Annotated in this window: 20 protein-coding genes and 1 tRNA gene; 9 read left to right on the plus strand and 12 right to left on the minus strand. The window is 62.1% G+C overall.

Features of this window, described 5'->3' with window-relative positions; all coding sequences use genetic code 11:
• The first annotated feature begins 75 nt into the window (after positions 1 to 75).
• Entirely contained in the window at positions 76 to 984 is a 909-nt protein-coding gene (locus NKH41_RS04930; RefSeq protein ID WP_352768127.1) for a LysR family transcriptional regulator, read from the plus strand.
• Between the two features lie 61 nt (positions 985 to 1,045).
• Here NKH41_RS04930 and NKH41_RS04935 read toward each other — a convergent pair.
• Positions 1,046 to 1,122 (minus strand) — tRNA-His (locus NKH41_RS04935).
• Positions 1,123 to 1,461: 339 nt separating this feature from the next.
• Positions 1,462 to 1,920 (minus strand): phasin, encoded by a 459-nt coding sequence (locus NKH41_RS04940; protein WP_254819298.1) that lies wholly within the window; start codon positions 1,918 to 1,920, stop codon positions 1,462 to 1,464.
• Positions 1,921 to 2,173: 253 nt separating this feature from the next.
• On the opposite strand from NKH41_RS04940, the gene NKH41_RS04945 reads away from it, so the two are divergent.
• Positions 2,174 to 5,920 (plus strand): PAS domain S-box protein, encoded by a 3,747-nt coding sequence (locus NKH41_RS04945; RefSeq protein WP_352768125.1) that lies wholly within the window; start codon positions 2,174 to 2,176, stop codon positions 5,918 to 5,920.
• 283 nt (positions 5,921 to 6,203) lie between these two features.
• Here the strand turns inward: NKH41_RS04945 and NKH41_RS04950 are convergent, their stop codons facing one another.
• A complete protein-coding gene (locus tag NKH41_RS04950) occupies positions 6,204 to 8,162 on the minus strand; it encodes an acetoacetate--CoA ligase (RefSeq protein ID WP_352768124.1) in 1,959 nt (652 codons plus the stop codon).
• A gap of 182 nt (positions 8,163 to 8,344) precedes the next feature.
• Between NKH41_RS04950 and NKH41_RS04955 the strand changes: the two genes are divergently transcribed.
• On the plus strand, positions 8,345 to 10,195 hold the full coding sequence (locus NKH41_RS04955; RefSeq protein ID WP_352768122.1) for an AsmA family protein: 1,851 nt from the start codon (positions 8,345 to 8,347) through the stop codon (positions 10,193 to 10,195).
• A gap of 9 nt (positions 10,196 to 10,204) precedes the next feature.
• Here the strand turns inward: NKH41_RS04955 and NKH41_RS04960 are convergent, their stop codons facing one another.
• The 7 genes from NKH41_RS04960 to NKH41_RS04990 form a co-directional block, all read right to left on the minus strand.
• The gene (locus tag NKH41_RS04960; protein ID WP_352768119.1) at positions 10,205 to 11,023 is read right to left on the minus strand and encodes an ABC transporter permease; all 819 of its coding nucleotides are present in this window, start codon (positions 11,021 to 11,023) and stop codon (positions 10,205 to 10,207) included.
• Positions 11,020 to 11,988: an ABC transporter permease subunit gene (locus NKH41_RS04965; RefSeq protein ID WP_352768117.1), complete on the minus strand. Its 969-nt coding sequence runs from the start codon at positions 11,986 to 11,988 to the stop codon at positions 11,020 to 11,022. Before NKH41_RS04965 ends, NKH41_RS04960 begins: the two co-directional genes overlap by 4 nt.
• Positions 11,989 to 11,997: 9 nt before the next feature.
• The gene (locus NKH41_RS04970) at positions 11,998 to 13,137 is read right to left on the minus strand and encodes an ABC transporter ATP-binding protein (RefSeq protein WP_352768115.1); all 1,140 of its coding nucleotides are present in this window, start codon (positions 13,135 to 13,137) and stop codon (positions 11,998 to 12,000) included.
• A gap of 73 nt (positions 13,138 to 13,210) precedes the next feature.
• Positions 13,211 to 14,308, minus strand: a complete 1,098-nt coding sequence (locus NKH41_RS04975; RefSeq protein ID WP_352472707.1) for a polyamine ABC transporter substrate-binding protein — start codon at positions 14,306 to 14,308, stop codon at positions 13,211 to 13,213.
• Positions 14,309 to 14,660: 352 nt separating this feature from the next.
• Complete coding sequence (locus NKH41_RS04980) at positions 14,661 to 15,614, minus strand: DMT family transporter (protein WP_352680813.1); 954 nt, start codon at positions 15,612 to 15,614, stop codon at positions 14,661 to 14,663.
• Positions 15,615 to 15,796: 182 nt separating this feature from the next.
• Positions 15,797 to 16,696: a DUF2167 domain-containing protein gene (locus tag NKH41_RS04985; RefSeq protein ID WP_352932186.1), complete on the minus strand. Its 900-nt coding sequence runs from the start codon at positions 16,694 to 16,696 to the stop codon at positions 15,797 to 15,799.
• 196 nt (positions 16,697 to 16,892) lie between these two features.
• The gene (locus NKH41_RS04990) at positions 16,893 to 18,344 is read right to left on the minus strand and encodes a helix-turn-helix domain-containing protein (protein WP_352768109.1); all 1,452 of its coding nucleotides are present in this window, start codon (positions 18,342 to 18,344) and stop codon (positions 16,893 to 16,895) included.
• 238 nt (positions 18,345 to 18,582) lie between these two features.
• On the opposite strand from NKH41_RS04990, the gene aceA reads away from it, so the two are divergent.
• On the plus strand, positions 18,583 to 19,872 hold the full coding sequence (aceA, locus tag NKH41_RS04995) for an isocitrate lyase (protein ID WP_352680808.1): 1,290 nt from the start codon (positions 18,583 to 18,585) through the stop codon (positions 19,870 to 19,872).
• A 78-nt stretch (positions 19,873 to 19,950) separates the two neighbouring features.
• The gene (locus NKH41_RS05000) at positions 19,951 to 20,193 is read left to right on the plus strand and encodes an SMc00767 family acetate metabolism repressor (RefSeq protein WP_023719402.1); all 243 of its coding nucleotides are present in this window, start codon (positions 19,951 to 19,953) and stop codon (positions 20,191 to 20,193) included.
• A 65-nt stretch (positions 20,194 to 20,258) separates the two neighbouring features.
• Here the strand turns inward: NKH41_RS05000 and NKH41_RS05005 are convergent, their stop codons facing one another.
• Complete coding sequence (locus tag NKH41_RS05005) at positions 20,259 to 20,726, minus strand: RidA family protein (RefSeq protein ID WP_352932190.1); 468 nt, start codon at positions 20,724 to 20,726, stop codon at positions 20,259 to 20,261.
• Positions 20,727 to 21,151: 425 nt separating this feature from the next.
• Between NKH41_RS05005 and NKH41_RS05010 the strand changes: the two genes are divergently transcribed.
• Entirely contained in the window at positions 21,152 to 21,541 is a 390-nt protein-coding gene (locus NKH41_RS05010) for an ANTAR domain-containing protein (protein ID WP_352577535.1), read from the plus strand.
• A gap of 32 nt (positions 21,542 to 21,573) precedes the next feature.
• On the opposite strand, the gene NKH41_RS05015 is transcribed toward NKH41_RS05010, so the two are convergent.
• Positions 21,574 to 22,290: an HAD family hydrolase gene (locus NKH41_RS05015; protein ID WP_352932192.1), complete on the minus strand. Its 717-nt coding sequence runs from the start codon at positions 22,288 to 22,290 to the stop codon at positions 21,574 to 21,576.
• 169 nt (positions 22,291 to 22,459) lie between these two features.
• Here NKH41_RS05015 and NKH41_RS05020 point away from each other — a divergent pair, with 169 nt between their 5' ends.
• From NKH41_RS05020 to NKH41_RS05030, 3 genes are all read left to right on the plus strand, one after another.
• Positions 22,460 to 23,893: a glutamine synthetase family protein gene (locus NKH41_RS05020; protein WP_023677442.1), complete on the plus strand. Its 1,434-nt coding sequence runs from the start codon at positions 22,460 to 22,462 to the stop codon at positions 23,891 to 23,893.
• Between the two features lie 82 nt (positions 23,894 to 23,975).
• Positions 23,976 to 24,344, plus strand: a complete 369-nt coding sequence (locus NKH41_RS05025) for a four helix bundle protein (protein ID WP_352502066.1) — start codon at positions 23,976 to 23,978, stop codon at positions 24,342 to 24,344.
• Positions 24,345 to 24,433: 89 nt separating this feature from the next.
• Positions 24,434 to 25,720: an NAD(P)/FAD-dependent oxidoreductase gene (locus NKH41_RS05030; protein ID WP_352768104.1), complete on the plus strand. Its 1,287-nt coding sequence runs from the start codon at positions 24,434 to 24,436 to the stop codon at positions 25,718 to 25,720.
• Positions 25,721 to 25,835: the final 115 nt, after the last annotated feature.

Below are 25,835 nucleotides of genomic sequence, written 5' to 3' on the forward strand. Positions count from 1 at the left end.
GCGACAGAGATAGAGCCATGGCATTGTCGCGATAACCCGCCCGCTGTTAACCTCGATGGTAAGTTTGACTAACCAATGGATATCGATCTCAATGCAATTGCCGTCTTCGTCGCGGTGGCCGAGGAACGCAATTTTCGTGCTGCGGCAGGCCGGCTGGGCGTGACGCGCTCGGCGGTCAGCCAGAGCATCCTCAGGCTTGAACAGCGCCTTGGCATCGCATTGCTGCAGCGCACGACACGCAGCGTCAACCTGACCGAAGCGGGCGAGCGCCTGCTGGCGAGCGTCGCACCGGCGATCGCCGACGTGAACGCGGCAATCGAAGCCACCACGGAGTTGCTGGATCGCCCGCGCGGCCGCCTGCGGATCGCGGTTTCGTCGATCGCAGAGGCCTTTCTGTCAGGACCGTTGCTGGCGTCCTTTGCAGAAAGGTTTCCCGAGGTGCATCTGGATATTGTGGTCACCGACGAGGAATTCGACATCGTTGCCGAAGGCTATGATGCGGGAGTGAGGCTCGGCGAAGTGATCGAGCAGGACATGATTGCCGTGCCGGTATCGGGCGATCAGCGACAGATGGCCGTCTGCGCCCCGCGCTATCTCGAAAAGTTCGGAGCACCCGCCCATCCGCGCGAGCTTGTGGCTCATCGCTGTATCGGCTGGCGGCCGGCGCCGGGAGTTTCGCCCTATCGGTGGGAGTTCGGCGAGGACGGGCGCGAGTTCGACGTGGCAGTCGCGCCCGAGATCACGACCAACGACATGTGGCTGATGATCCGGCTGGCCGTTGCGGGCGCCGGGATCACGTTCGGCATGGCCGATACATTCCGCCCCTGGCTCGACCGCGGCGAGCTCGTGCCAATCCTCGACGGCTATCTTCCGCCGTTTGCGGGTTTCTATCTCTATTTCCCAAGCCGACGAAATATCGCGCCGAAGCTGAGAGCCCTCGTGGATCACCTGCGCGCCACGCGCCAGGCGCGGGACCGCGGGTGAGCGCTACGGGATCGTAGTGAACGCTCGGCGCTATTGGTCAGAAACCTGGCTGAAAGCTGAATGGTACCGTTGGCTGGGATCGAACCAGCGACCTCCGGATCCACAATCCGGCGCTCTAACCATCTGAGCTACAACGGCACGTTTGCCTGAGCGGGATCGAGATTAAACGTTCGGGACCCGCTCTGTCGTTCGGCGATGCGTCCATACGGGCTATCGGAGTTTAATTCAAGGCTTTTGGCAAGGCAAAAGCTCGCTCCGGCATCGAGTCATTTTCCGCCGGACAAAAGAAAAGGCCGGCGGGAGGAGGTGCCGGCCTTTTCCTGTTACGAGCCAGCGGGAGGAGGTGCTGGCTGGTCACCCCGGTGAGCAGAGGGAGGAGGTTCCACCCGCCGGGTATTCACTTGAACCACTATATTGCACATCTATTTGTCTGATGAAATGCGACCTTTTGATGCATCGTCAAACTGTGCGCAAATATTAGGCGATCTTGATTTCTTTCACGGCCTTCTCGAAGGCGGTCTTGATCGGCTTGGATACGTCCTCGGCCGCCTTGGCAGCAACCGCCTGGAAGTCCTTAGCCTGCTCGACGGTCATTTCGACGCGCTTGCGCAGGAAAGCGGTCTGCAACTCGACGACTTCCGACAGCGACTTGGCGCCGATCAGCGCTTCGAAATGCGAGAAGCCGGCTTCGGCATTGGCGCGCAGGGCGGCGATGGTCTTGAGCGACAGGTCGCTGGAAACGGACTTGGCGGTCTCATAGGTCGACTCCAGAGCCTTCTGGGTCTCCTCGGCGCCGGTCTTCAGCTTGGCGTAGGCCTCTTTCGACTGCTCGACGCCCTTTTCGGCGAAGGCACGGATCTGGTCGGTGGCCTTCGAAGCGTCGAAGCTCGGGAATTCAACGTTTTCGATCGTTTCAGCGGTCTTGGTCCTGGACATTTTCCATCCTTTTCAGCGGCAGCGGCTTTGACAAAATGCCGTCTCGTTCATCTATCATGGCAATATAAAGGCAAATTTTGTGCATTGCAACATGTTTGTTGCATCGCACCATAAAATATTTGGTTCGCGGCGTTAACCACGCGCCTAGAGATTCCGCTGGTTGCACGCTATGACTTGTGGACCTTCGCGCCGTCGGCTTTTATTAACAAAGCGTTAACCGCAAATTGCCCGCTCTGTGAGGGTCGCCAAGCGCATGCCGGCTGAAAACTACTCCTTCCTTGACGTCGCCGTGCTCGACGCCGTCCGCCTGCGCTTCGCCGCAGGCGACGCGATCGCCATTCTGTCGGCAGATCTCGAGCAGGTGATCTGGGCCAACGGGCCCGGCGCGGCGGTATTCGGCTATCCGGACATCGGCGCTATCATCGGCGCCTCGGCAGGGTTGCCGCTGATCGCCCGGCGCCAGATCATGGCAACCAGCGGTTTTCCGCAGATCGGCCGCGACCGTGCCATCACGGTCCGGCTGGCGACCGGCCTGACCAGCCGTGCCGTCGGTTTCCTGGCCAGCGCGGTGACCATGCCCGATGGCGAGGAAGCAATCATGCTGGCGCTGCCGGCGGCGCAGACCGGCTCGCGCAGCGCCGCCGAGATCGCCGACCGCGCCATCGGTGGCTTTACGGAAGACGGCCACTACATCGCCTTTGTCGATGCCAAGGGCAATATCGACGCCGCATCGGACGGCTTTTCGGCGCTCGGCATCCGGCCTGAGACGCTGGCCGCGCTTGTCGCCGACGTGGCGAACGAGAGCGACCGCATCGTCAAGCGCCTGGTTCCGGGTGGGTCCAGTTCCTATCCCGCGGGCCTTGCCCGGCTGACGGAAGAGCGGCACCTGCTGGTGGTGATCGACGAGGACCGGCTTGACGGCGAGGCCCCCGATGGCGAACGCGCCGGCGGGGAAACCGAGGCGGCAGCGGCACCGAGCGGTGGCGATCTTCCCCAACCAACGAACCAGGACAACGAGCAGCCGATCGCCAGCAGCGGCGCGGCGGAGATCGACCTTGCAGCGATGGAAGGCACCTCGGCATCGGCGGAGCACGAACCTGCCGACGCGGCCGACGATCACCGGACGGTTGGCAACGCGCCGACGCAGCATGACCATTGGTACTTCAATGCCGGCGACGACGCGCAGGTCCCGCCCGGCGCAGCTGCGTCCAGCGAAGTCGAGACCAGCCCGGACGCTTCGCAGGCCAGCCCGGATACTTCGCCGGAAAGCGCCGCAAAAGCCACCAAAGCCGCCTCGCCGGCCGAACACCGCGCTTCGGCGATCGATCGCACCGCCGCGCCCATGCGTTTCGTCTGGCGTACCGACGCGGAGGGCCATTTCAGCGCCCTGTCGCCGGAATTTGCCGAACTCGTCGGCAAGCCTGCCGCCGACGTGATCGGCCGCCGCTTCGAGGATGTTTCGGCCGCCTATGGCCTCGATGCTTCTGGCGAGATCGCCGGCCTGCTCGAACGGCGCGACACCTGGTCCGGCCGCTCCGTGCTGTGGCCGGTCGCCGGCACCGATCTGAAGATACCCGTCGATCTGGCGGCGCTCCCGGTTTACAGCCGCAGCCGCGTTTTCGAAGGTTTTCGCGGTTTCGGCGTGGCCAGGAGCGGCGATGCGGTGGTCGATCCGGATGCCGTCGGCATGGCCCTTGTCGCCGAGGAGAAACCTGCCGCGACCATCGGGCCGAAAGCGGTCGAACCTCTCCCCGAGATACCTAAACCCGCCGATCCGTTCAGGGGCGAAGTGCCGGCATTGACCATCGTGCCAAAACCCGAGCGGCGCTTTGCCGACAAGGTGATCCGGCTGGCCGAGCACCGGCAGCCGGCCAACGACAAGGGCCTGTCGACGCTGGAACGCAGCGCGTTTCGCGAGATTGGCGAGCGTCTCAAGAAGGACAGCACCCCGGCCGAAGAACAGCCCAGCGCCGGAAAGCAGAAGCCGGTTGAGAAAGTCGAGGCAGCCGGCAAGGCCGACGAGCCAAAGCTGAAAGAAGCCGGCCCGACGGACAAGGGTGAGATGCCGGAACCAGGTCCGGAAAGCGAGGCGGCTGCCGCCGAACCGCCCGAGGCCGATGCCGAGGACCAGAAGGACCTCGCCCGACTTGACGGCGAGCAGCCGGATGAGGTGGAAGCAGAGGCGCAAGCCGGCGAACCCGTCACACGCCCTGTTTCCGGATCGCTGCTCGACTATGCCGACCGCGAACCCAGAGATGAGGCGCAGGAAGGCGTTGAGCCCAGCACGAACCGTCGAACGATCGTCGCCGAAGCGCCGCGGGATGGCGACGACGACAGCATGACGGCCGAAGACTTCCGTGACGCCGAGGACAGCGAGGATTGGTCCGAGGACAGCGCAGCCGCAGCCGACGCTGCCGGCCAGGTGCCGCCCGTCGAGCGGCCGCAGGCACCACCGCTCAAACTCGACGGCTTCGTGCCGTCGGCGTTTGCCGGAGAGGACAACACGGGGCCGGATACCTCGATCCTCGGCAAGCTGCCAGTGCCGGTGCTTATCCATTCCGGCGACCAGCTGCATTACGCGAACGACGAATTCCTCGGCTTGACCGGCTATGCGACGCTCAATTCCCTGGACGAGGCCGGCGGGCTCGGCGCGCTGTTTGCCGACCCTTATGCCGACGACGGCAGTTCGGACGGCGGCGACCGCGCTCTGCGGCTGAAAACGCGCGAAGGTCAGGAGTTTCCGATCGATGCGATTTTACGCTCCGTGCCCTGGGGAAACGGCAAGGCGCTGATGCTGGTCGTACGTCGTTCCGGCGACGACGAGGCAGCAGCCATTCCACATGGCGCCGCCGAAGACCAAACGCAGCCGGATGTTTCCGAGCTCAAGGCACGCATTGCCGAAATGCGCACTATCATCGACACCGCCACCGACGGCGTCGTGCTGATCGGCCGTAACGGAACGATCCGTTCAATTAGCCGTCCGGCGGAAGCGCTGTTCGGCTTCGACAGCGACGAGGTGACCGGCAAACCGTTCGTCTCGCTGTTTGCGATCGAAAGCCAGCGCGCGGCGCGTGACTATCTCGAGGGGTTGTCGGAGCCCGGCGTTGCAAGCGTGATGAACGATGGCCGCGAGGTGATCGGGCGCGAGGCGCAGGGGCGTTTCATTCCGCTGTTCATGACTATCGGCAGGCTGCCCAACGACAGCGGCTTCTGTGCGGTGGTGCGCGATATCACCCAGTGGAAGCGGGCCGAAGAGGACTTGACCCAGGCGCGCGCAGTCGCCGAACGCGCTTCGTCGCAGAAGACCGATTTTCTGGCCCGCATTAGCCACGAGATCCGCACGCCGCTCAACGCCATAATCGGCTTTTCCGAGCTGATGGTCGACGAGAAATTCGGGCCGGTGGCCAATGACCGTTATCGCGACTATCTGCGCGACATCAACCGTTCGGGCAACCACGTTCTCGACCTGGTCAACGACCTGCTCGACATTTCGAAAATCGAGGCCGGCCAGCAGGAGATGGCCTATGAGGCGGTGTCGCTTAACGACACACTGGCCGAAACCGTGGCGATGATGCAGCCGCAAGCGAACCGGGAACGCGTCATCATCCGCTCCAGCTTCGCCTCGCGGCTGCCGGAAGTGGTGGCCGATCTGCGCAGCGTGCGGCAGATCGCGCTCAACATCCTGTCGAACGCCGTCCGCTACACGCAGGCTGGCGGCCAGGTGATCGTGTCGACGGCTTACGAGATCTCCGGCGATGTCGTCATGCGCGTGCGCGATACCGGCATCGGCATGAGCCAGTCCGAGATCGAGCAGGCGCTGAAGCCGTTCAAGCAGATCAATGCGCTGAAGCGCGGCCGTGGCGACGGCACGGGTCTTGGGCTGCCGCTGACCAAGGCGATGGTCGAAGCGAACCGGGCTCGGTTCACCATCAACTCGACGCCCGGCGAGGGAACCTTGGTCGAAGTCGCCTTTCCCTCGACCCGCGTGCTCGCCGGTTAGCTATGGTTGCGCAAAGAAAAAAGGCGTCCAACAGGACGCCTTGAATGATAGGATTGCTGTCACAACGGGGCTTGAGCGAATCAGATCCTCTCGGGGCTAAGAGGAACGGGATTTCTCCCTCAAGTTACGCACGACTATTGATGCCGGGCCTTAACAAAATCCTTACCGGCACGCCGGAAAATTTACCAATGTGTACCACTCATGAAATCTAGGTAAATTCCGAAGAGATAATTTGTTAACGATACCGGAGACCTCAAAACAGCTCCTACCTTGGATCCCGGGGTCAGTCGGCAAGCTGCGGCAGGTTGCGGAACAGCTCGAGCGCTTCGGGATTGGCGAGCGCTTCCTTGTTCTTGATGGCGCGGCCATGCACCATGTCGCGTACCGCGAGCTCGGTGATCTTGCCCGATTTGGTGCGCGGAATATCGCTGACGGCGACGATCTTGGCCGGCACGTGGCGCGGGCTCGCCCCGCTGCGGATTTTCGCGCGGATGCGTTTTTCCAGCTCGGCATCGAGCTCAACGCCGGCCGCCAGCCGCACGAACAGCACGACACGCACGTCATTGTCGAAATCCTGGCCGATGCACAGCGCTTCGAGGATTTCCGGCATCTGCTCGACCTGATTGTAGATCTCCGCCGTGCCGATCCTGACACCGCCCGGATTGAGCGTGGCGTCGGAACGGCCATGGATGATCAGGCCGCCATGGACGGTCCATTCGGCGAAATCGCCGTGGCACCAGACATCGTCGAAACGTTCGAAATAGGCGGCTTTGTATTTCCTGCCGTCAGGGTCGTTCCAGAAGCCGATCGGCATCGCCGGAAACGCCTTGGTGCAGACGAGCTCGCCCTTCTCCTGGCGGAGCGGGCGGCCGTCATCGTCCCAGACATCGACGGCAAGGCCGAGCCCGGGCCCTTGGATCTCGCCGGTCCATACCGGTTCGATCGGCACGCCGAGCACGAAGCAGGAGACGATATCGGTGCCGCCGGAAATCGAAGCCAGATGCACGTCCTTCTTGATGCCTTCATAGACGAAGCGGAAATCTTCCGGCGATAGCGGCGAGCCGGTCGATGAGATGGTGCGCACGCTGGAAAGATCATGCGTGCGGATCGGCTTCAGGCCGGCCTTGCGCACGGAATCGATGAATTTGGCCGAGGTGCCGAAGTAGGTCATCTTTTCGGCATCGGCGAAGTCGAACAGCGCATTGCCGTCCGGGTAGAACGGCGAGCCGTCGTAGAGCAGCAAGGTGGCGCCCGATGCCAGGCCCGACACCAGCCAGTTCCACATCATCCAGCCGCAGGTGGTGAAGTAGAAGAAGCGGTCGCCGTCGAGCAGGCCGGCATGCAGCCGTTCTTCCTTGACGTGCTGGATCAGCGTTCCGCCGGCCGAATGGACAATGCATTTGGGAATGCCGGTCGTGCCCGATGAAAACAGGATGTACAGCGGATGCGAAAACGGCAGCCTTTCGTAGGCGACAGGCCTTGCGGCAAAGGGTGACAGCGCCTCTTCCAGCGCAGCCGCCTTGCCGATGGTCGCGGCGACGTCGAGCGAGGTGCCGAGATAGTCGACAATGAGGACTTTACGGACGGTGGCGAGCTTGCCCGCCACGGCCGCGATCTTGTCGGCGACTTCGATCGCCTTGTCATTGTACCAGTAGCCGTCCGGCGCGATGAACACGACAGGCTCGATCTGGCCGAACCGATCGAGAACCCCCTGCTCGCCGAAATCTGGGGAGCAGGACGACCAGACCGCGCCGATCGAGGCGGCCGCCAGCATCGCAGCAACGGTCTCCGGCATGTTGGGCATCATCGCGGCGATGCGGTCGCCCTTCTTCACCTTGAGCGACAGCAAAAGCTGCTGCAGCCGCGAGGTCAGCGCATGCAGCTCGTTCCAGGACAGCCGCCGCTCGACCTTGTCCTCGCCGCGAAAGACGATTGCGTCGCCAAGCCCGGTTTTCTTGAGGAGATTCTCGGCGAAGTTCAGCTTTGCCTCAGGAAAGAAGGTCGCGCCGGGCATCTTGTCGCCATCGACCAGCACGCGTTCGCCCTTGTCGCCGACGATGCCACAAAAGTCCCAGACCAGGCTCCAGAAGGTCTCGCGATCATCGATCGACCAGCGATGCAGGTCGGCATAGGAGGAGAAAACCTTGCCGGCCATGTTCGCCGCGGCGTTCATGAAGGCGGTCATCGGCGCCGCGTCGATCTGCTCTTGCGTCGGGATCCAGAGCGGTGCGTCGTCAGCCATCATTGTTTCTCCGTAGGCTGCATCGCTTATGCATATCGCGATGCAGCAGAGCAAGATTTTGTTGGACCGCGCCGGTCAGGGTGTGCGCAAATGCCATCGCCGGGCCATAAAGACTTGAAATGCGTCAGCCGTCGGTTACACCCGTCGGGCGATTTTGTCGGAATGGAAGCATACGGGGCGATATGCCATCACCTTTGATCCGACGCGGAATATGGGCGATCGGCGCAGCCGTCATCGTCATCGCGCTGGTTGTCGCAGCCTTGCCGTTGATCGCCTCGACCCGCATCGTACGCGACCGTATCGCGTGGGAAATGAGCGCGTGGAGCGGTTTCCGGGTCACCATCGACGGCGCGCCGCGTATCGAGGTCTGGCCGAATTTCCGGGCGATCCTGAGCGACGTGACGCTGTCGCAATGGACAGAGACGGATGCGCCGCCCGTGGTCGAGGCCGAACGGGTCGAGGTCGACCTCTCAGCGATGGCGGCGCTGCGTGGCGATGTGGTGTTTTCGACGGCGCGGCTGGTAAGACCGACGATCCGGGTTCAGCGTACCGCGAGCGGGTTTTTCCTGCCTGCGATTCCCAGCGGTGGGCGCATTACGCGTTCGATCGATGCTGCCCGCGCGGTGATCAACACAAATCCCGCCAAGCCGGATCTCGGCAAGCTGCCGACAGATCCGTTCGGCACAGTCGAGTTCAGGGACGGCCGCGTAGTGGCTGCCATCGGCGGCAAGGACCAAGAGATATTGAGCAGCCTGAGCGGCCAGGCGAATTGGGCCGCGATGAATAGCAATGCGACGCTGTCGGCGACCGGGATATGGCGCGGCGAAAGTGTTGCCATCGACGCAGCATCGCCGAACCCGCTCGTGCTGTTTGGTGGCGGCACAGCACCGGCCACATTTTCCTTCAAGGCGGCACCGGCCAGTTTTTCGTTCGACGGCCGCGCCAGCATGTCGGAGAACGGCTATTTCGACGGCCAGGCGAAATTCGCCGCACCTTCGCTGCGACGCGTGCTCGAATGGTCGCAGGCCGGCATCGCGCCCGGTGCCGCAATCGGCTCGATCTCGGTTTCAAGCAAGATCACGGCGACGGCCGGGCGCGTCAAATTTGAAAACACGGCCCTGACCCTCGACAACAACCCGGGAATGGGTGCGCTGGACTTCACCTATGGTGAGGCACTGCCGGTGATCTCCGGCACACTTGCCTTCGATACGCTCGACCTCAGATCATTTCTCTCCGCCTTTACGCCGGTACCATCCGCCGGCGGCACCGGCCCGGGCGAAATCGATACGAGCTTCGCCGACCGGATCAATCTCGATCTCAGGCTGTCGGCGGCGCATGCCACCGCCGGCGCCATCCAGCTTGCCGACGTCGCTGCCACTGCCCAGGTCAAGAACGGCCTTGCCGTCTTCGACATCTCGGATGCATCCGCCTTTGGCGGCAACGTCCAGAGCAGCGTCCGTTTCGACCGCAAGCCCGCCGGCACGGAAGTCGAGATCCGGCTGCTTGCTTCCGATATCGACGGCGGCGCTTTCGGCACCGCGGCCGGGATGACGCGGCTGGTGCCGATCGGCACTGGAACCGTTTCGGTCATCCTCAAGGGGCCTGGCAGAACCTGGGACTCGATTTTCGAAAACGCCAATGGCTCGCTGTCGGCGACGTTCGGCGCGGGTGCGCTGAGCCGGCTTAACCTGCCGGCGTTCCTCAAGCACACCGAACAGGGCGGATTCTTCGCACTGGACGACGTCTCGGACGGAACGCTGCCGATCGACGGGGCCGAACTCAAGGCGAGCGTTTCGAACGGCGTGGCGCGCATCGACAAGGCCGAGGTGAATTCCGCGCAATACAAGATCTGGCTTTCCGGCATCGCATCCTATGCCGGACGCGGGTTGGCGCTGTCCGGCGGCATCGTCCAGCCGAGCCAGGCTGCCACGCAGACGAACGGCCAGGGACCCAATCAGTCGTCCTTCTTCGTCGGCGGCACCTGGAGCACGCCGTTCATCTCGCCGATAAGCCGCGGCGTTTCGGGAGAGTAAGCAGCAGCTTCAACCGCGCTGCGGGGCCTGCTCGTCGCGTTGGCGCTGCACCTCGCGGCGTTTGTTTGCGAGCGAAGCGATGATCACGCCAACTGCGACGACCGCGATCAAGATGGTGCAGGCTGCGTTGATTTCCGGCGTCACGCCAAGGCGGACCTGGCTGTAGATCTTCATCGGCAGCGTCGTGGCGCCGGGTCCCGAGGTGAAGCTGGCAATAACCAAATCATCGAGCGACAGCGTGAAGGCCAGCATCCAGCCGGAGACGATAGCCGGCATGATGACCGGCAGCGTGATCTGGAAGAAGGTCTTCACCGGTGGCGCACCGAGGTCCATCGCGGCCTCTTCCAGCGAACGATCGAAAGTGATCAGGCGCGACTGAACCACCACCGCGACGAAGCACATGGTCAGCGTGGTGTGGGCAAGCGTCACCGTCAGAAAGCCGCGGTCGAGGCCGACGGCGACGAAGAGCAGCAGCAGCGACAGGCCGGTGATGACTTCCGGCATGACCAGCGGCGCAAACACCATGCCGGAAAACAGCAGCCGGCCGCGAAAGCGCGTGTAGCGTGTCAAGGTGAGCGCCGCCAGCGTGCCGAGCACGGTCGCCACGCTTGCCGAGATGACGCCGACGCGGGCCGTCACCCAGGTGGCGTCCATCAGACCCCGGTTGTGGAACAGCGACACGTACCATTTCGTCGAGAAGCCACCCCAGACGGTGACCAGCTTCGATTCGTTGAAAGAGAACACGACGAGCAGGACGATCGGCAGGTAAAGAAAGGCAAAGCCGAGCACGATCGAAATGATGTTGAAGCGGCTCCAGGTCGCGTTCATTGGTCCTGCTCCTGGGCGCGCGCCTGGGCTCGCTGGAAGAGCATGATCGGCACGATCAGCAGCAGCAGCAAGATGACGGCGACGGCGGACGACACCGGCCAGTCGCGGTTGCCGAAGAACTCGTTCCACAGCGTCCTGCCGATCATCAGCGTCTGCGAGCCGCCGAGCAGATCGGGAATGACGAACTCGCCGACGGCGGGAATGAACACCAGAAGGCAGCCGGCGATGACGCCGGGCAGCGACAGCGGGAAGGTGATCTTCCAGAAGGCGCTGGTCGGCGGACAGCCGAGATCCTTGGCGGCCTCGATCAGCGAATTGTCCATCTTCTCCAAGGCCGAATAGAGCGGCAGCACCATGAACGGCAGATAGGAGTAGACGATGCCGATGAAGATCGCCGTGTAGGTGTTGAGGATGATCAGCCGATGGCTGATGATGCCGGTGGCGAGCAGCAGCTCGTTGAGCAGGCCCTCGGGCTTGAGAATGCCGATCCAGGCATAGACACGAATCAGGAACGAGGTCCAGAACGGCAGGATCACCAGCATCAGCAAGGTCGGACGGATCGTCGCCGGGGCGCGTGCCATGCCATAGGCTATGGGATAGCCGATCAGCAATGTCAGGACGGTCGAAATGGCGGCGACGATGACGCTCGTCACATAGGCGTTGAAGTAGAGCGCATCCTGCGTCAGCAAGATGTAGTTGTCGAAATTGAGGGTGCCAAACCACGCGATAACCCCGGAAATGCCGCCGCGGAAATCGAGCACCGGCGTGTAGGGAGGCATGGCGATCGCCGTCTGCGACAGCGAAATCTTGAAGACGATGATGAAAGGGACGAGAAAGAAGAACAGCAGCCAGAGGTAGGGGATGATGATGACGAGCCGGCTAACGAACGCCGCTCCCAGCCTGACCAAGGCGGATTTGCCGGCAGCGCTTGCCGGAGAGCTTGTTGCGGCGGTGACAGCGGACATGATCAGTCTCTACCGTGTCAGGACGACGCCGGCGTCGGGGCGGAAAGAAACCCAGGCGCGGTCGTTCCAGGTCAATGGGTCCTCGGTGAGGCGTGCCGCGTTCATGGTGCTCGCCCGCACCACCTGACCGTCGTCCAGCCTGACGTGATAGACGGTCATGTCGCCGAGATAGGCTATATCGTAGACCTCGCCCTCGATGGCGTTGACGGCACCGGCCGGTTTCGTGGAGGACACCTTTATCTTCTCCGGCCTGATGGCGAAGGTAACCGATGTTCCGGCGGCGGCACTGCCGGCATTTTCGGTCCGGATGGTGATGCCGTTGCCGGCATCGATGCTCGCGCTGCCGGCCCCGCCAGCCGCGATCTTGCCGTCGAACATATTCACATTGCCGACGAAGCCGGCGACGAAGCGGGAACCCGGCGCTTCGTAGACCTCGGCCGGCGTCGCCACCTGCATCACCTCGCCCTTGTCGATGATGGCGATGCGGTCGGCCATCGTCATCGCCTCTTCCTGATCATGGGTGACGACGACGAAGGTGAGGCCGAGGTTCTGCTGCAGGTCCATCAGCTCGAACTGGGTCTCCTCGCGCAGCTTCTTGTCCAGCGCGCCAAGCGGCTCGTCGAGCAGCAGGACTTTCGGCCGCTTTGCCACCGAGCGCGCGAGTGCGACGCGCTGGCGCTGGCCGCCCGACAATTGGTGCGGTTTGCGCTTGGCGAACTGCTCGAGCTTGACCAGCTTCAGCATCTCGGCGACGCGCTTGTCGATGTCGGCCTTGGCCATGCCTTCCTGCTTGAGGCCGAAGGCGATATTGTTCTCGACCGTCATGTGCGGAAACAAGGCGTAGGACTGGAACATCATGTTGACCGGCCGCCGGTAGGGCGGAATGCCGCGCAGATCCTGGCCGTCGAGCAGGATGCGGCCGGCGGTCGGCTCCTCGAAGCCCGCAAGCATCCTGAGCAGTGTCGATTTCCCGCAGCCTGAGGCCCCCAGCAAGGCAAAGAATTCGCGTTCGAAAATGGTCAGCGACAGGTTGTTGACCGCTGTGAACTCACCGAATTTCTTGGTGACGTTGTCGAACTGGATGTATGGCTTGGCGTTCGGATCGTTCCATGGCGCAAAATCCCTGCGGATGCTGCCAAGCGATTTCATGTCCCACTCCGTCCTGCTGCTTGCCCCATGAGAAAGCGGCTCCGGCAACGGCTGCCGGAGCCTGGTCAGATTGCTATTGGCCGGTGACGATCTTGGTCCAGGTGCGGGTGATGATGCGCTGGGTCTTGGGATCGTAAGGCGATACGGTGTAGAGCTTCTGCAAGGTGGCTGCATCCGGATAGATCGCCGGATCTTCCAGGATCGCCTTGTCGATGAACTGCTGCGAAGCCTTGTTGCCGTTGGCATAGAGCACATAGTTCGACGATTTGGCGATCACTTCGGGCTTCATCATGTAGTTCAGGAACTCATGCGCTTCGGCGACATGCGCTGCACCGGCCGGGATCGCCATCTGGTCGAACCACATCTGGGCACCTTCCTTCGGCACGGAGTAGCCGATCTCGACACCCTGCTTGGCTTCGTCCGCGCGGTTGCGGGCCTGGAAGACGTCACCCGACCAGCCGACCGCCAGGCAGATGTCGCCATTGGCCAGGGCGTTGATGTATTCGGAGGAGTGGAACTTGCGGATATAGGGCCGGACCTTCAGCAAGGTTTCTTCGGCCTTGGCAATCTCATCGGGCGACGTGCTGTTCGGATCGAGGCCCAGATATTTCAGTGCCGCCGGTATGATGTCGGCCGGCGAATCCAGTACATAGACGCCGCAGTCCTTCAATTTGGCCAGGCTTTCGGGATTGAAGAACACGTCCCAGCTGTCGATCTTGTCGGTGCCGAGCGCTGCCTGCACCTTCTTGATGTTGTAGCCGATGCCGACCGTACCCCACATGTAGTTGATCGAATATTCGTTGCCGGGATCATATTTGGCGGTCCGTTCCATGACCGTGTCCCACATATTTGAAATGTTCGGCAGTTTCGACTTGTCGAGCTTCTGGAACACACCCGCCTGGATCTGGCGTGCAAGGAAATTGCCGCTGGGCACGACGACATCGTAGCCGCTGCCGCCGGCGAGCAGTTTCGTTTCCAGGATCTCGTTGGAATCGAAAGTGTCGTAGACGACCTTGATGCCGGTTTCCTTGGTGAAGTCGTCGATGATCGAACTGTCGATATAGTCCGACCAGTTGAAGACGTTGACGACGCGATCCTCGGCATGCGCGCCAAAGGTAAAAACTGCCAGAAACGCCGAAGTCGCCGAAAGCCAGAGCGCTTTGCGGGTCATGCTATTCTCCTTTGATGAGTGTTCCGTCGCCAGCTCGTCGCGGCGTCCGCGCGGCTGGGCATTTGCTTCAAGGTATTGGGCTTGCAGGCAGGCGACAAGTGCGAATTGCCGGCGCCATTATGGTTCGGCGGCGAGCCGACAGCGAAGACCTGGCGTGGCGTTGGTGGTGTTCCGACGCCGTCGGAAGCTTTCGCTACGGCGCGGGCAGGGAGACGACGATATTGTCCGGCCTCAATGCGGCCGGCATGGAGACTTGGCAAGATACGCCTGTCTTGTTGTTGCCGTGATCGCAGCCTGCCCGCGCGGCTGCGACGTTGTCAATGGTTCATCTCGCTTTGACGCGCGCACTGCATCAATTAGGTGACGGCACACCGATGACGCCCGCTCGCGCGGGCCGCGTCTGGCGCTTGAACTCGAGCCCGATATGGACGAGGAGCGCGGTGACGACGACGGCACCGCCGACGATGGTACGCGCCGACGGCACCTCGGAATGAATGAGCCAGACCCAGATCGGGCCAAGGATCGGTTCGAACGTGCCGAGCAGCGCCGCCACAGCGGCCGGAACAAGCCGGGCACCGGTGGCGAAGAAGGCGAGACCGAGTCCCAGATTGATCACGCCAAAGGCAAAGAGGAAGCCCATATCGTGGCTGGAGACGCCCAGCGCCGACGCCTGCGATGCCGCAAAGGCGGCCGCCAGCATCGTGCCGAGGCAGGTCGCCGGCGTCATGCGCACATGGGCAAAGCGGCGCGTGATGACGGTGGCGATCGAGAACATGACAGCGATGAGCAGCGCCAGCCCGTCGCCGATTGGCGACACCGCGCCATCGAGCGATTCCGACACCATGATGGCGACGCCGACAATAACGGCGGCGATCGCCACCCAGGTCGCCACCGCCACCCGTTCGCGAAACAGCGCCCAGGCAAACAGCGCCGCCAGAAGCGGCACGCCGGCCTGCATCAACAGGATGTTGGCGACGGTGGTATAGGCAAGCGCCACGACGAAAGAGGTCGACGCCGTGGCGAAGCAGAACGCCACCGCAAGGCCGGCCAGGCCCATGCCGCGAAACAGCTTCAGCGTGCCACGCCAGCCATCGCGCCAGACCATGAAGCAGAGCAGGAAGGCGGCGGCCCAGACCGAGCGCCAGAACACCACCGTCCAGCTGTCGGCGTTGTCGATGAAGCGCGCAATGCTGCCGCCGAAGCTCCACATCAACGCCGACAGGAATACCAGCAGGAAGCCGACGCGTTCGCCTTGCGGCGACACGATCGGCGAAGCGGCAACCGGAGATGATGCGGTATCGGTCATGGGTATGACTGTCGGCGAATTCGGAGCAGCACGATGTGCAATGGACGACAGAGACGTGCCTCATTCGCGTAACGCAAAGCAGAAGGCCGGGCGTGATCCAGTTCGATGTTCCGTTTGGCGCACTGATGAGGGCGCATCGCCCTCGCCCGGCGATGATCCGAGGCGACCGGTCGACGATGGCTTTACGACGTGCCCCTATTGCCGCGGATAAAGCGCCAGAGACCGGCCAGCGGAACCAGCAGGAGCAGGCCAAACTTTTTCAGCGCGATCAGCGCCACGACCAGAAAACCTGCTTTCGCCGCCAGCTTGCCGGCAATCAGGCCACCGACGCCAATCGCCGCAACAGTATCGACGCCCGGCACGAAATCAGCGTATGTCTTGCCGGTATTGAAGTCCGCGAGGCCAAGCACTTCATCCAGGCTTTGCCTTATCTCCGGCAATTGTTCCACCGTCGCGATATAGCTCATCACGAAGACGCCCTCCCTGCCAAGGAAACGGACGTCGTAGTTGAGCGTATGGGCGGCATCGTTGCCAAATTGCAGCTCCTTGGCCCAGTGCAGGCGCTTGTGGGCCGCGTCATAAACCGGCGGCGACGCCCAGCCGATCAGCGTAATGGGCGCATAGCCATCCTTTACCCTCTGATCGTTGCCGGACAGAGTGTCTGACTGCATGTTGCGCAGCAGTTCATTGTAATCGATGGACGCGGCGTCGCTGTCGTCGACGTAACCGATCTTTTCCCAGCGCAGCTCTATCCCCCAATTGTTGTCGGCAATGGGATCATGGGAGACTGGAAAGATCATGCCGAGGGCATCGGAACCAGAGTCGGGCGGATTGCCCCAGGCTTCGGTGAGGACGGAGAGCGTGTCCTTCTTGTCCAGAAAATAGAACTTGTCCTTGAGGTCGAGATGGATGCCTTCGGCAAGATTTATCGCGCCGGTCTTCGGATCGATCTTGTCCAGGAACGCCTTGCCGGCATCATTATACTGTTGATAGGACTTGAAGAAATCCGAGGACTTTTCAGCCAATGCGGGATCGGTGGAAAACGCGAGCGCCAAGCCAAGCCAAAAAACTGTCCTGCCCATCATTGATCCCCCGACCGTTGCGCAGTTCTTTTTTTTGATACCGTACCGTCAATGCTGAATCAATATTCGGCTGAATCAATATTTTGGCCGAACCAATATTTTGGCCGGCAACCGCGAACCAGCTTACTGGTTGCCGCCGCAGGAACAGATGAGGTCCTTTGGTCGAAGATTCAGCCGCAATATTGCTGGAGCCGAATCACTGGAAATCGAACGCCGACAGTCCCGTGACCATCTCGTCGAGGCCGAGCGGACGTGTAACGGGTGGCTCGGCGCGGGCGAGGCAGCCGATGCGTTCGCACAGCCGGCAGGCAGGGCCGACCGGCGTAGCCAGCGCAGCGGCGCTCTGTCCGGTCTTGCCGATGGCGGCCGGCCCCGGCAATGCCGCTCCATAGACGACCTCGTCGCGAAAACCGATGTCGCAGCCGAGCAACAGCGCCGTGCGCCGCGGGCGCTCGGCAAACGAGCCCTGCGGCCCCTCGAGCGTGCGGGCAATGCAGAGAAACGCTGCGCCATCTGGCATTTCCACTGCCTCGACCAGGATCTGGCCGGGCTGAGCGAAGGCGGCATGGACCGGCAGCTTCGGACAGCCGCCGCCGAAGCGGCTTTGCGGAAAGCCGTGGCTGCCCGCCTTGCGGAAGCGATTGCCGGCATTGTCGACCTCGAGCATGAAGAACGGCACAGCCAGCGCACCCGGCCGCTGCAGGGTGGTCAGCCGGTTGGCCGCCTGCTCGAACGAAACGCCGAAGCGCGACCGCAACATGTCGATGTCATAGCGGGCGCGGACCGCCGCCGCGTGAAAAGGCTGATAGGGCATCATCAGCGCGTGCGCGGCATAGCGGCCGAGCTCGAAACGCGCCAGCCGGCGGGCTTCGTCGGTGGTCAGCTTCAGCACCTGGATCTCGGCGGCGACAGCGACGCTCATGCGGATCAGGCAGGCCTCCATCGCCACCTCGCGCAGTTGATCGAATGGCGACAGCCGCTCGGACAGGAACAGGCGCTGCGAGTGACGGTCATAGCGACGCCGCCAGTTGGGCATGGTGGCGACCGGCAGTACCTTGACGACGATGCCGAATTCACGCCGCAGCCAAGCCTTCAACGCACTGAACAGATCGTCGCCGGGATCGAGCACCGACGTGAATGCCTCGGCTTCCTCTTCGAGCGCGGCAAAATGGTTCGGCCGGCGTTCGAAAATCTCATGCACCTCGTCGATCGGCAGCCTGGCACCGGAGAGGGCGGTGGCCTTGCCCTCACGCGCGAGCAGCTCGTTGATATCCGACAATCGCTCGGCCTGCTCGCGATAGGCGCGAAACAGCTTTATGACGGCAGCGGAGGCGTTGGGCGCCGCCTCGGCAAGCTCGATGAGTTCCTGGTCGCCCGGCAGTTCGCCGGCCAGCAACGGATCTGAAAACACTTCCTTCAAGTCGGCAACCGACCCCCTCGCCTCGCCTTGCAATTCGTGCGGGTTGACCTTGTAGACAGTTGCCAGTCTCAGGATCAGTTGCACCGTCAGCGGCCGCTGGTTGCGCTCGATGAGATTGAGATAGGACGGCGAGATGCCGAGCCCTTCGGCCATCGCCGTCTGGGTCAGCCCCTTGGCGTTGCGGATGCGACGAATGCGCGGCCCGGCAAAGATTTTGTGGTCGGCCAATCGACTGCCCTTGACAGAAATTTACATCCGCTGATGGCATGGCGGCGTTTTACAATCATGACAAATTTACAGCTCTCATCAGTCAAACACAACACAGGTTTTCTCTTATTTTCTGGCTAACCTGGAGGTTTACCTCGCTTGCATCGTGCCGGCATGTAAATGATGTCACACATGGCGCACGCATTTTTCCTCTGCGACGCCTTCCGAAAACCGGCATCAAAACCGCCTGGAGTGACCAATGACCGACTTTTACAACCTTGTCCCGTCGGCGCCGCAAGGCCGCTTTGATGGCATCGAACGGCCCTATTCGCCGGAGGAGGTGAAGCGGCTGCGCGGCTCGGTGCAGATCCGGCAGAGCCTCGCCGAAATGGGGGCAAACCGGCTGTGGCAGCTCATCCATGAAGAGGATTTCGTCAACGCGCTGGGTGCCATGTCGGGCAACCAGGCGATGCAGCAGGTGCGGGCGGGGCTGAAAGCGATCTATCTGTCGGGATGGCAGGTCGCCGCAGATGCCAACACCGCTTCCGCCATGTACCCGGACCAGTCGCTCTATCCCGCCAATGCGGCGCCCGAGCTGGTCAAGCGCATCAACCGCACCTTACAGCGCGCCGACCAGATCGAGACTTCGGAAGGCAAGGGGCTGTCGGTCGACACCTGGTTCGCGCCGATCGTCGCCGATGCCGAAGCCGGCTTCGGCGGGCCGCTCAACGCCTTCGAGATCATGAAGGCGTTCATCGAGGCGGGTGCGGCCGGTGTCCATTACGAGGACCAGCTGGCTTCGGAGAAGAAATGCGGCCATCTCGGCGGCAAAGTACTGATCCCGACCGCCGCACACATCCGCAACCTCAACGCGGCGCGGCTTGCCGCCGACGTCATGGGCACGCCGACGCTGGTCGTGGCGCGCACCGACGCTGAAGCGGCAAAGCTCTTGACCTCCGACATCGACGAACGCGACCGGCCCTTCGTCGATTATGGCGCCGGCCGCACGGCGGAGGGCTTCTACCATGTCAGCAACGGCATCGAGCCCTGCATCGCTCGCGCCGTCGCCTATGCGCCCTATGCGGACCTGATCTGGTGTGAGACTTCCAAGCCCGATCTGGCGCAGGCCAGGACGTTTGCCGAGGGCGTGCGCAAGCATCATCCGGGCAAGCTGCTTGCCTATAATTGCTCGCCGTCTTTCAACTGGAAGAAGAATCTCGATGACGCGACGATTGCGAAATTCCAGAAGGAACTCGGCGCCATGGGTTACAAGTTCCAGTTCATTACGCTGGCCGGTTTCCACCAGCTCAATTTCGGCATGTTCGAGCTCGCCCGCGGCTACAAGGAGCGGCAGATGGCAGCCTATTCGGAACTGCAGGAGGCGGAATTCGCCGCGGAAGCCAATGGCTACACCGCCACCAAGCACCAGCGCGAGGTCGGCACCGGCTATTTCGACGCCGTCTCAATGGCGATCACCGGTGGCCAGTCCTCGACCACGGCCATGCATGGATCGACCGAGCACGCCCAATTCAGGCCGGCGGCGGAATAGCGGAACAGCAGACAAACAGAGGGAACGCCCAAGCGGGCATGGCAACACAACAGGCAAGGCAACACAGGGAGAAGACCAATGGCATCGATAAGCCGCGTCAAGGAACGGGCCGAAGAGCAGGCCACCAGCATGAATGTCGACCAGCAGGCGACCATCCGCATGCTGGCGAACGATCTGCACAGGCTCAATCAGTCGGTAATGAAGGCGGTCGAGGCCGGCGTCTCGGTCGAACTGGTGCGCTCGGCACGGCACCATGGCGGCGATGGCAACTGGGGCGATCTGCTGATCCCGGTCATCGTCACGCAACGGAGCCACGACTGATGAATTCTACCGCACCGCGCCTTTTTTGAGCGCATGTTATCGCACCCCGCACGCCGCGGCTCTGCCTAGTTCGGCAGAGCCGCTAGTGCAACGATTTCAATGACAAGATCAGGCTGCGCAAGTGCTGCAACGCCGATAACTTCCGAGGGCGGCGGGTTGTTGTAGCTGCAGTGCTTCGGGCAGTGCTCGGCAAAGAATTCGTCCAAGACGTCCAGGCGAAAATTGGGAGAGCTCAGAACGCCGCCATCGGGAAATGGCCCCTTAACAAAGAAGGTCAGCCGGATGAGATGCTCGAGCGCAGTGCCAAGCTCTTCCAGATCTGATTTGATGTTGGTGAGAATTGCGCGCCACTGCGCGGCCGCACCGCCGACCGCGCCGCCGCCGCTTTTGCCGATCGGATCGTAGTCCTCGGCCGTCGCGGTGTTTCCAGAAAGGTAGACAAACCCCTTTGCGCCGGTAACGACCGTACCCTTTCCCCATGGCATCAACCGGCCATTTTTGAATTTCTTGTGAGTCACGAGTTCCATTGTCATCTCCCGTCGATCAAAGAGACGTGTGTAGCCAACGAGGAAGGGTAGTCCGGCGAGGCGATGCGACAAGCTCGCGACAGACTTGCCTCGACTTCATCCAACCTTTCGTCAATCTGGCTATAGCTGCTAGTTGACGCGTTCGCGCTGCACAGCCAAACTTAGCTGAGCCTGCCCGGTTGTGGTGGCGACTTCTCCTTTCGAGCGGCGGCAAAGAAAAGCATTTAATTTTAATTTTAATGTTTCTTGCGATATTCTCCTGATACGCCATTTGAGCTTGACATGAGCAGTGATCTCACGCCAATTACCTCTCGAGTTTCAACCCTGCATTGAAACATTGAACAACGGCCTGCCCCGCCATGTGCCCTGCGAATCGCGACATCGAGACTGCAAAACAGCTGCCTTTCGTCAGCCGGGACATGGAGACGCGGATGCTCCCGGATTTCTCGCGGGTGCTGGTGGTCGGAAAATCACCGATCAACCGGGTCGTGGTTTCAAAGATCGTCGAGCGGTCCGGCCTCAAACCGATCTCGGAAACTCCCGAAACCGCGGCAAAGGCCTTGCACGCGCTGATTCCCGGCACTGTCGTTCTCGACGGCGGTGCGGAGAACGGGGACTGCGACGCCTTGCTGTCGGGTATCGATGCACTGCGAAGGGCGTCAGGCAGATCGCTTCCGTCGGTGATCCTGCTTTCAGTCAAGACCGGCACGCCGGAGAGCCTGGGCCTGTCCAGCGTCATCGACGCAGTGGTCGTCAAGCCGATCACCACCGAACGGCTGCAGCCGGTGATCGACCGGTTGATCGGAATTAGCCGCAACTGACGCCTGCCGCGATGCCTCGGCTGCAGACCTGATCAATCAATCTCGCCGATATGCTCGATCAAGCCCGGCAGTTCACCGAGATTGGCTATCTGGCGAAAGCGTGGTGCCGAGACCGGCGGCTCGACATGTTCCAGCACCCAGGTGAGCTCATGCGGAACGTGGATGCCCCAACTGCCGGCTTCGATGGCCGGCACGACGTCCGACTTGAGCGAGTTGCCGACCATCATACCCTTTTCCGGGCCGTCGCCGTGGCGGCTGAAGATGCGGGTATACGTGGCCGCGCTCTTGTCGCTGACGATTTCGACCGCATGGAACAGCTCGCCCAGGCCGGATTGCGCGAGCTTGCGTTCCTGGTCGAACAGGTCGCCCTTGGTGATCAGCACCAGGCGGTAAGCGCCGCCCAACTTTTCCACGGTCTCGCGCGCATGGGGAAGCGGCTCGATCGGATGGCTGAGCATCTCGCGGCCCGCGGCGAGAATTTCAGCAATGGTTGAGGCAGGCACCTGGCCTTCGGTGACCTCGATCGCCGTCTCGATCATCGACAGCGTAAATCCCTTGATGCCGAAGCCGTAGACCGCGAGGCTGCGCTTCTCGGCCTCCAGCAATCTTGCCGAAATCCGATCCTCCTCGGCGTGGTCGGCGAGCAGCGCGGAGAGGCGCTGCTCGGTCATGCGGAAGAACTGTTCGTTCTGCCACAGCGTGTCGTCGGCATCGAAGCCGATCGTTGTCAGTTTGCGGCTGTGTTGCATTCGACGTCTTCAATTGCGGCGTTGCGGGACGCCGACCCTAGACCAGGATGTTTTTATCCGGAAGTCGTTGTGTTTCCCCGGCTAGTCGAGGCGGACGCCAGCCGGCTCCCCTTCCCTTTCGTCGCCGGCAACGGCTATACTCCACAATCTGCAACAAATCTGGTGATTGATGCCGCCTGCAAAAAAGGAAGTCCGTCCGTCGAGCCGCGGAGGACGCGCCCGCACGCCTGCCTTCGTGAAAAACCAACGTGGCGTCAAGAACTGGAAGGAAGTCAGCGCCTGGCTGGAATGGCGCGGCATCGAAGATATCGAATGCATCACACCCGACCAGGCCGGGGTTGCGCGCGGCAAGATGATGCCATCGAAGAAGTTCACCTCCAACACCTCGCTGGCGCTGCCTTCGGCGGTGTTCATGACAACGATTTCCGGCGGCTATCCGGAGGACGGCAACGGCTTCCACTATCCGGAGGACGACGGCGACCTCAAGCTGATGCCTGACCTCTCGACGCTGACGGTGGTGCCGTGGGAGGAGGACCCTACTGCGGCGGTTATCTGCGACCTCGTCCATCAGGACGGCCGCTCGGTCGAGTTCACGCCGCGCAACGTGCTGAAGCGCGTGCTTGCCGCCTATGACAAGCGTGGACTGAGGCCGGTCGTGGCACCCGAGATCGAGTTCTACCTGGTGCGCAAGAACCCCGATCCGGACTATCCGCTGACCCCGCCGGTAGGTCGATCGGGGCGGCCGATCGGCGGCGGCGCCGGCTATTCGATCGCCGGGGTTAACGAATTCGACGAATTGATCGACGACATCTACCATTTCTCCGAAAGCCAGGGCCTGGAGATCGACACGCTGATCCACGAGGAGGGCGCCGGCCAGCTCGAAATCAATCTGCGTCACGGCGATCCGATCGAGCTCGCCGACCAGGTGTTCATGTTCAAGCGAACCATCCGCGAGGCGGCGCTCAAGCACGAGATCTACGCCACGTTTATGGCCAAGCCGATCCAAGGGCAGCCCGGTTCGGCCATGCATATCCATCAGTCGATCATCGACAAGAAGACCGGCAAGAACGTCTTTTCGGCGGAGGACGGCTCGGAGACCGACGCCTTCTTCCACTTCATCGGCGGCATGCAGAAACATGTGCCCAACGCGCTGGTGATGTTTGCGCCCTATGTCAATTCCTACCGGCGGCTGACGCAGTCGGCCTCGGCGCCGGTCAACAACAAATGGGGCTACGACAACCGCACCACGGCCTTCCGCGTGCCCCGCTCCGACCCGGCGGCGCGGCGCGTCGAAAACCGCATCCCCTCCTCCGACGCCAATCCCTATCTGGCGCTGGCGGCATCGCTTGCCTGCGGACTGATCGGCATGACCAACAAGATCAAGGCCGAGCCGCCGGTTCTGACGACCGCCAACGAGGACCAGATCGACCTGCCGCGCAGCCTGCTCGAAGCCGTCGACCTGTTCGAGGCTGACGAAGAACTCGGCGCGCTGCTCGGCAAGTCATTTGCCGCCACGTATGCGGCGATCAAGCGAGCGGAATTCGAGACCTTCATGGAAGTGATCAGCCCGTGGGAGAGGGAGTATTTGCTGCTGAATGTGTAGTAGGGGAGTAGGGGAGTAGGGGAGTAGGGGATTAGGGGAGTAGGGGAGTAGGGGAGTAGGGCAATATGGCAGTAGGGCAAGGATGACGGACAAGATCGCATCGTACAGGGATCTGATCGTTTGGCAGCAAGCCATGGACCTAACAGTTGCAATCTACCAGGTGACAAGGACTTGGCCGAAAGACGAGATCTACGGGCTGACGGGTCAGGTGCGTCGGGCAGCAACGTCGGTGCCCGCCAACATCGCCGAGGGTTACGGCCGAGAAAGCCGAGCTTCCTACCAGCAGTTTCTCAGGATCGCCCAGGGATCACTCAAGGAACTGGAGACACACCTTTTAATCGCGCAAAGGGTTGGAATTACCTCTCGCGAGGCGGTCGAGTCATTGATGCCCCACAGCGAGAGCGTAGGAAAGCTCTTGCGGCTTCTGATCCGCAAGCTGTCGGCTGAATAGACACCTACTGCCCTACTGCCCTACTGCCCTACTGCCCTACTGCCCTACTGCCCTACTGCCCTACTGCCCTACTGCCCTAGCCGAGCATCATGACCTACCAATCCCCAATCTCCCCCGGCCGCTCCTGGTACGAAGACACGGCCAGGCCAAGGCCCGAATATCCGGCGCTCGACGGCGACCGGACATGCGATGTGGTGATTGTCGGCGGCGGCTTTACCGGTCTGTCGGCGGCGGCTCATCTCGCCAAGACAGGCGCGGATGTCGTGCTTATCGAAACGCATCGTTTCGGTGACGGCGCATCGGGCCGCAATGGTGGCCAGCTCGGCACCGGACAACGGGCCTGGGCAGAGGAACTGGAAGCGGAATACGGCTTTTCCCGCGCCAAGGCGCTGTTCGACCTTGCCGAAGAGGCTAAGGCGCATCTGCTCGACTTTGCCGCGATGCACCAGATCGAGATCGACTATATGCCCGGCCAGATGTCGGTGGCGCACAAGAAGCGCTATGTCGACGACTACAAGGCGCATGCCGAGATCATGGCGAGCCGTTTCGGCTATCCGCACATCTCATTCATGGATGCCGCGGAGACAGCCGAGCGGCTGGGCTCGACGCATTATTTCGGCGGCACCCGCGACACCGGCACCGGCCACATCCATCCGCTGAAACTGGTCATCGGCACCGCAAAGGTGGCGGCAGAGGCCGGCGCAAAGCTTTTCGAGCAGACGCCGTCGACCGGCATCACCTCCGGCGGCGGCAAGGTCAGGGTTGTGACGCCGAAGGGCACGATCACCGCCGCTAAATGCCTGATCGGGGTCAACGCCTATGGCGGCACGCTCGAACCGGTGAGTGCCGCGCATATTATGCCGATCGGCTCCTTCATCGGCGCGACGGTACCGCTGGGAGCCGATTCCAAAATACTGCCGGGTGGCGAGGCGGTCGACGATTCGCGCTTCGTCGTGCGCTATTTCCGCAAATCGAAGGATGGGCGGCTGCTGTTTGGCGGGCGCGAGATCTATGCGGTCAACGATCCCAAGGACATCCACATCCACATCCGCCGGCAGATTGCCGAGATCTATCCGGCACTGAAGGACGTCGAGATCACTCATGGCTGGGGCGGCTACGTCGGCATCACCGTGCCGAGAAAGCCGTTCGTGCGCGAAGTGATGCCCAATGTGACCTCGATCGGCGGTTATTCCGGCCACGGCGTCATGCTGTCGAACTTTTTCGGCAAGCTTTATGCCGAGACGGTCGCCGGCAACCGCGACCGGCTGAAGCTGATCGAGGACCTGAAAATTCCACCCTTCCCCGGCGGCCGGCGTTTGCGCGCGCCACTGCTCTTCCTTGCGCTCAACTGGTACGCGTTGCGGGACAGGATCTAACCAGACGTTGCAGAATCCTTAACCGGGGCGCAGAATTCCCGCCAAGGGCGCAGTGATGCCACAATCGCGGGCGAAAGATGATGCTCGTGGGCAGCTGAACGGGGAATTTTTGCGG

Source organism: Mesorhizobium sp. M1169 (assembly GCF_040318345.1).
Lineage (GTDB): Bacteria > Pseudomonadota > Alphaproteobacteria > Rhizobiales > Rhizobiaceae > Mesorhizobium.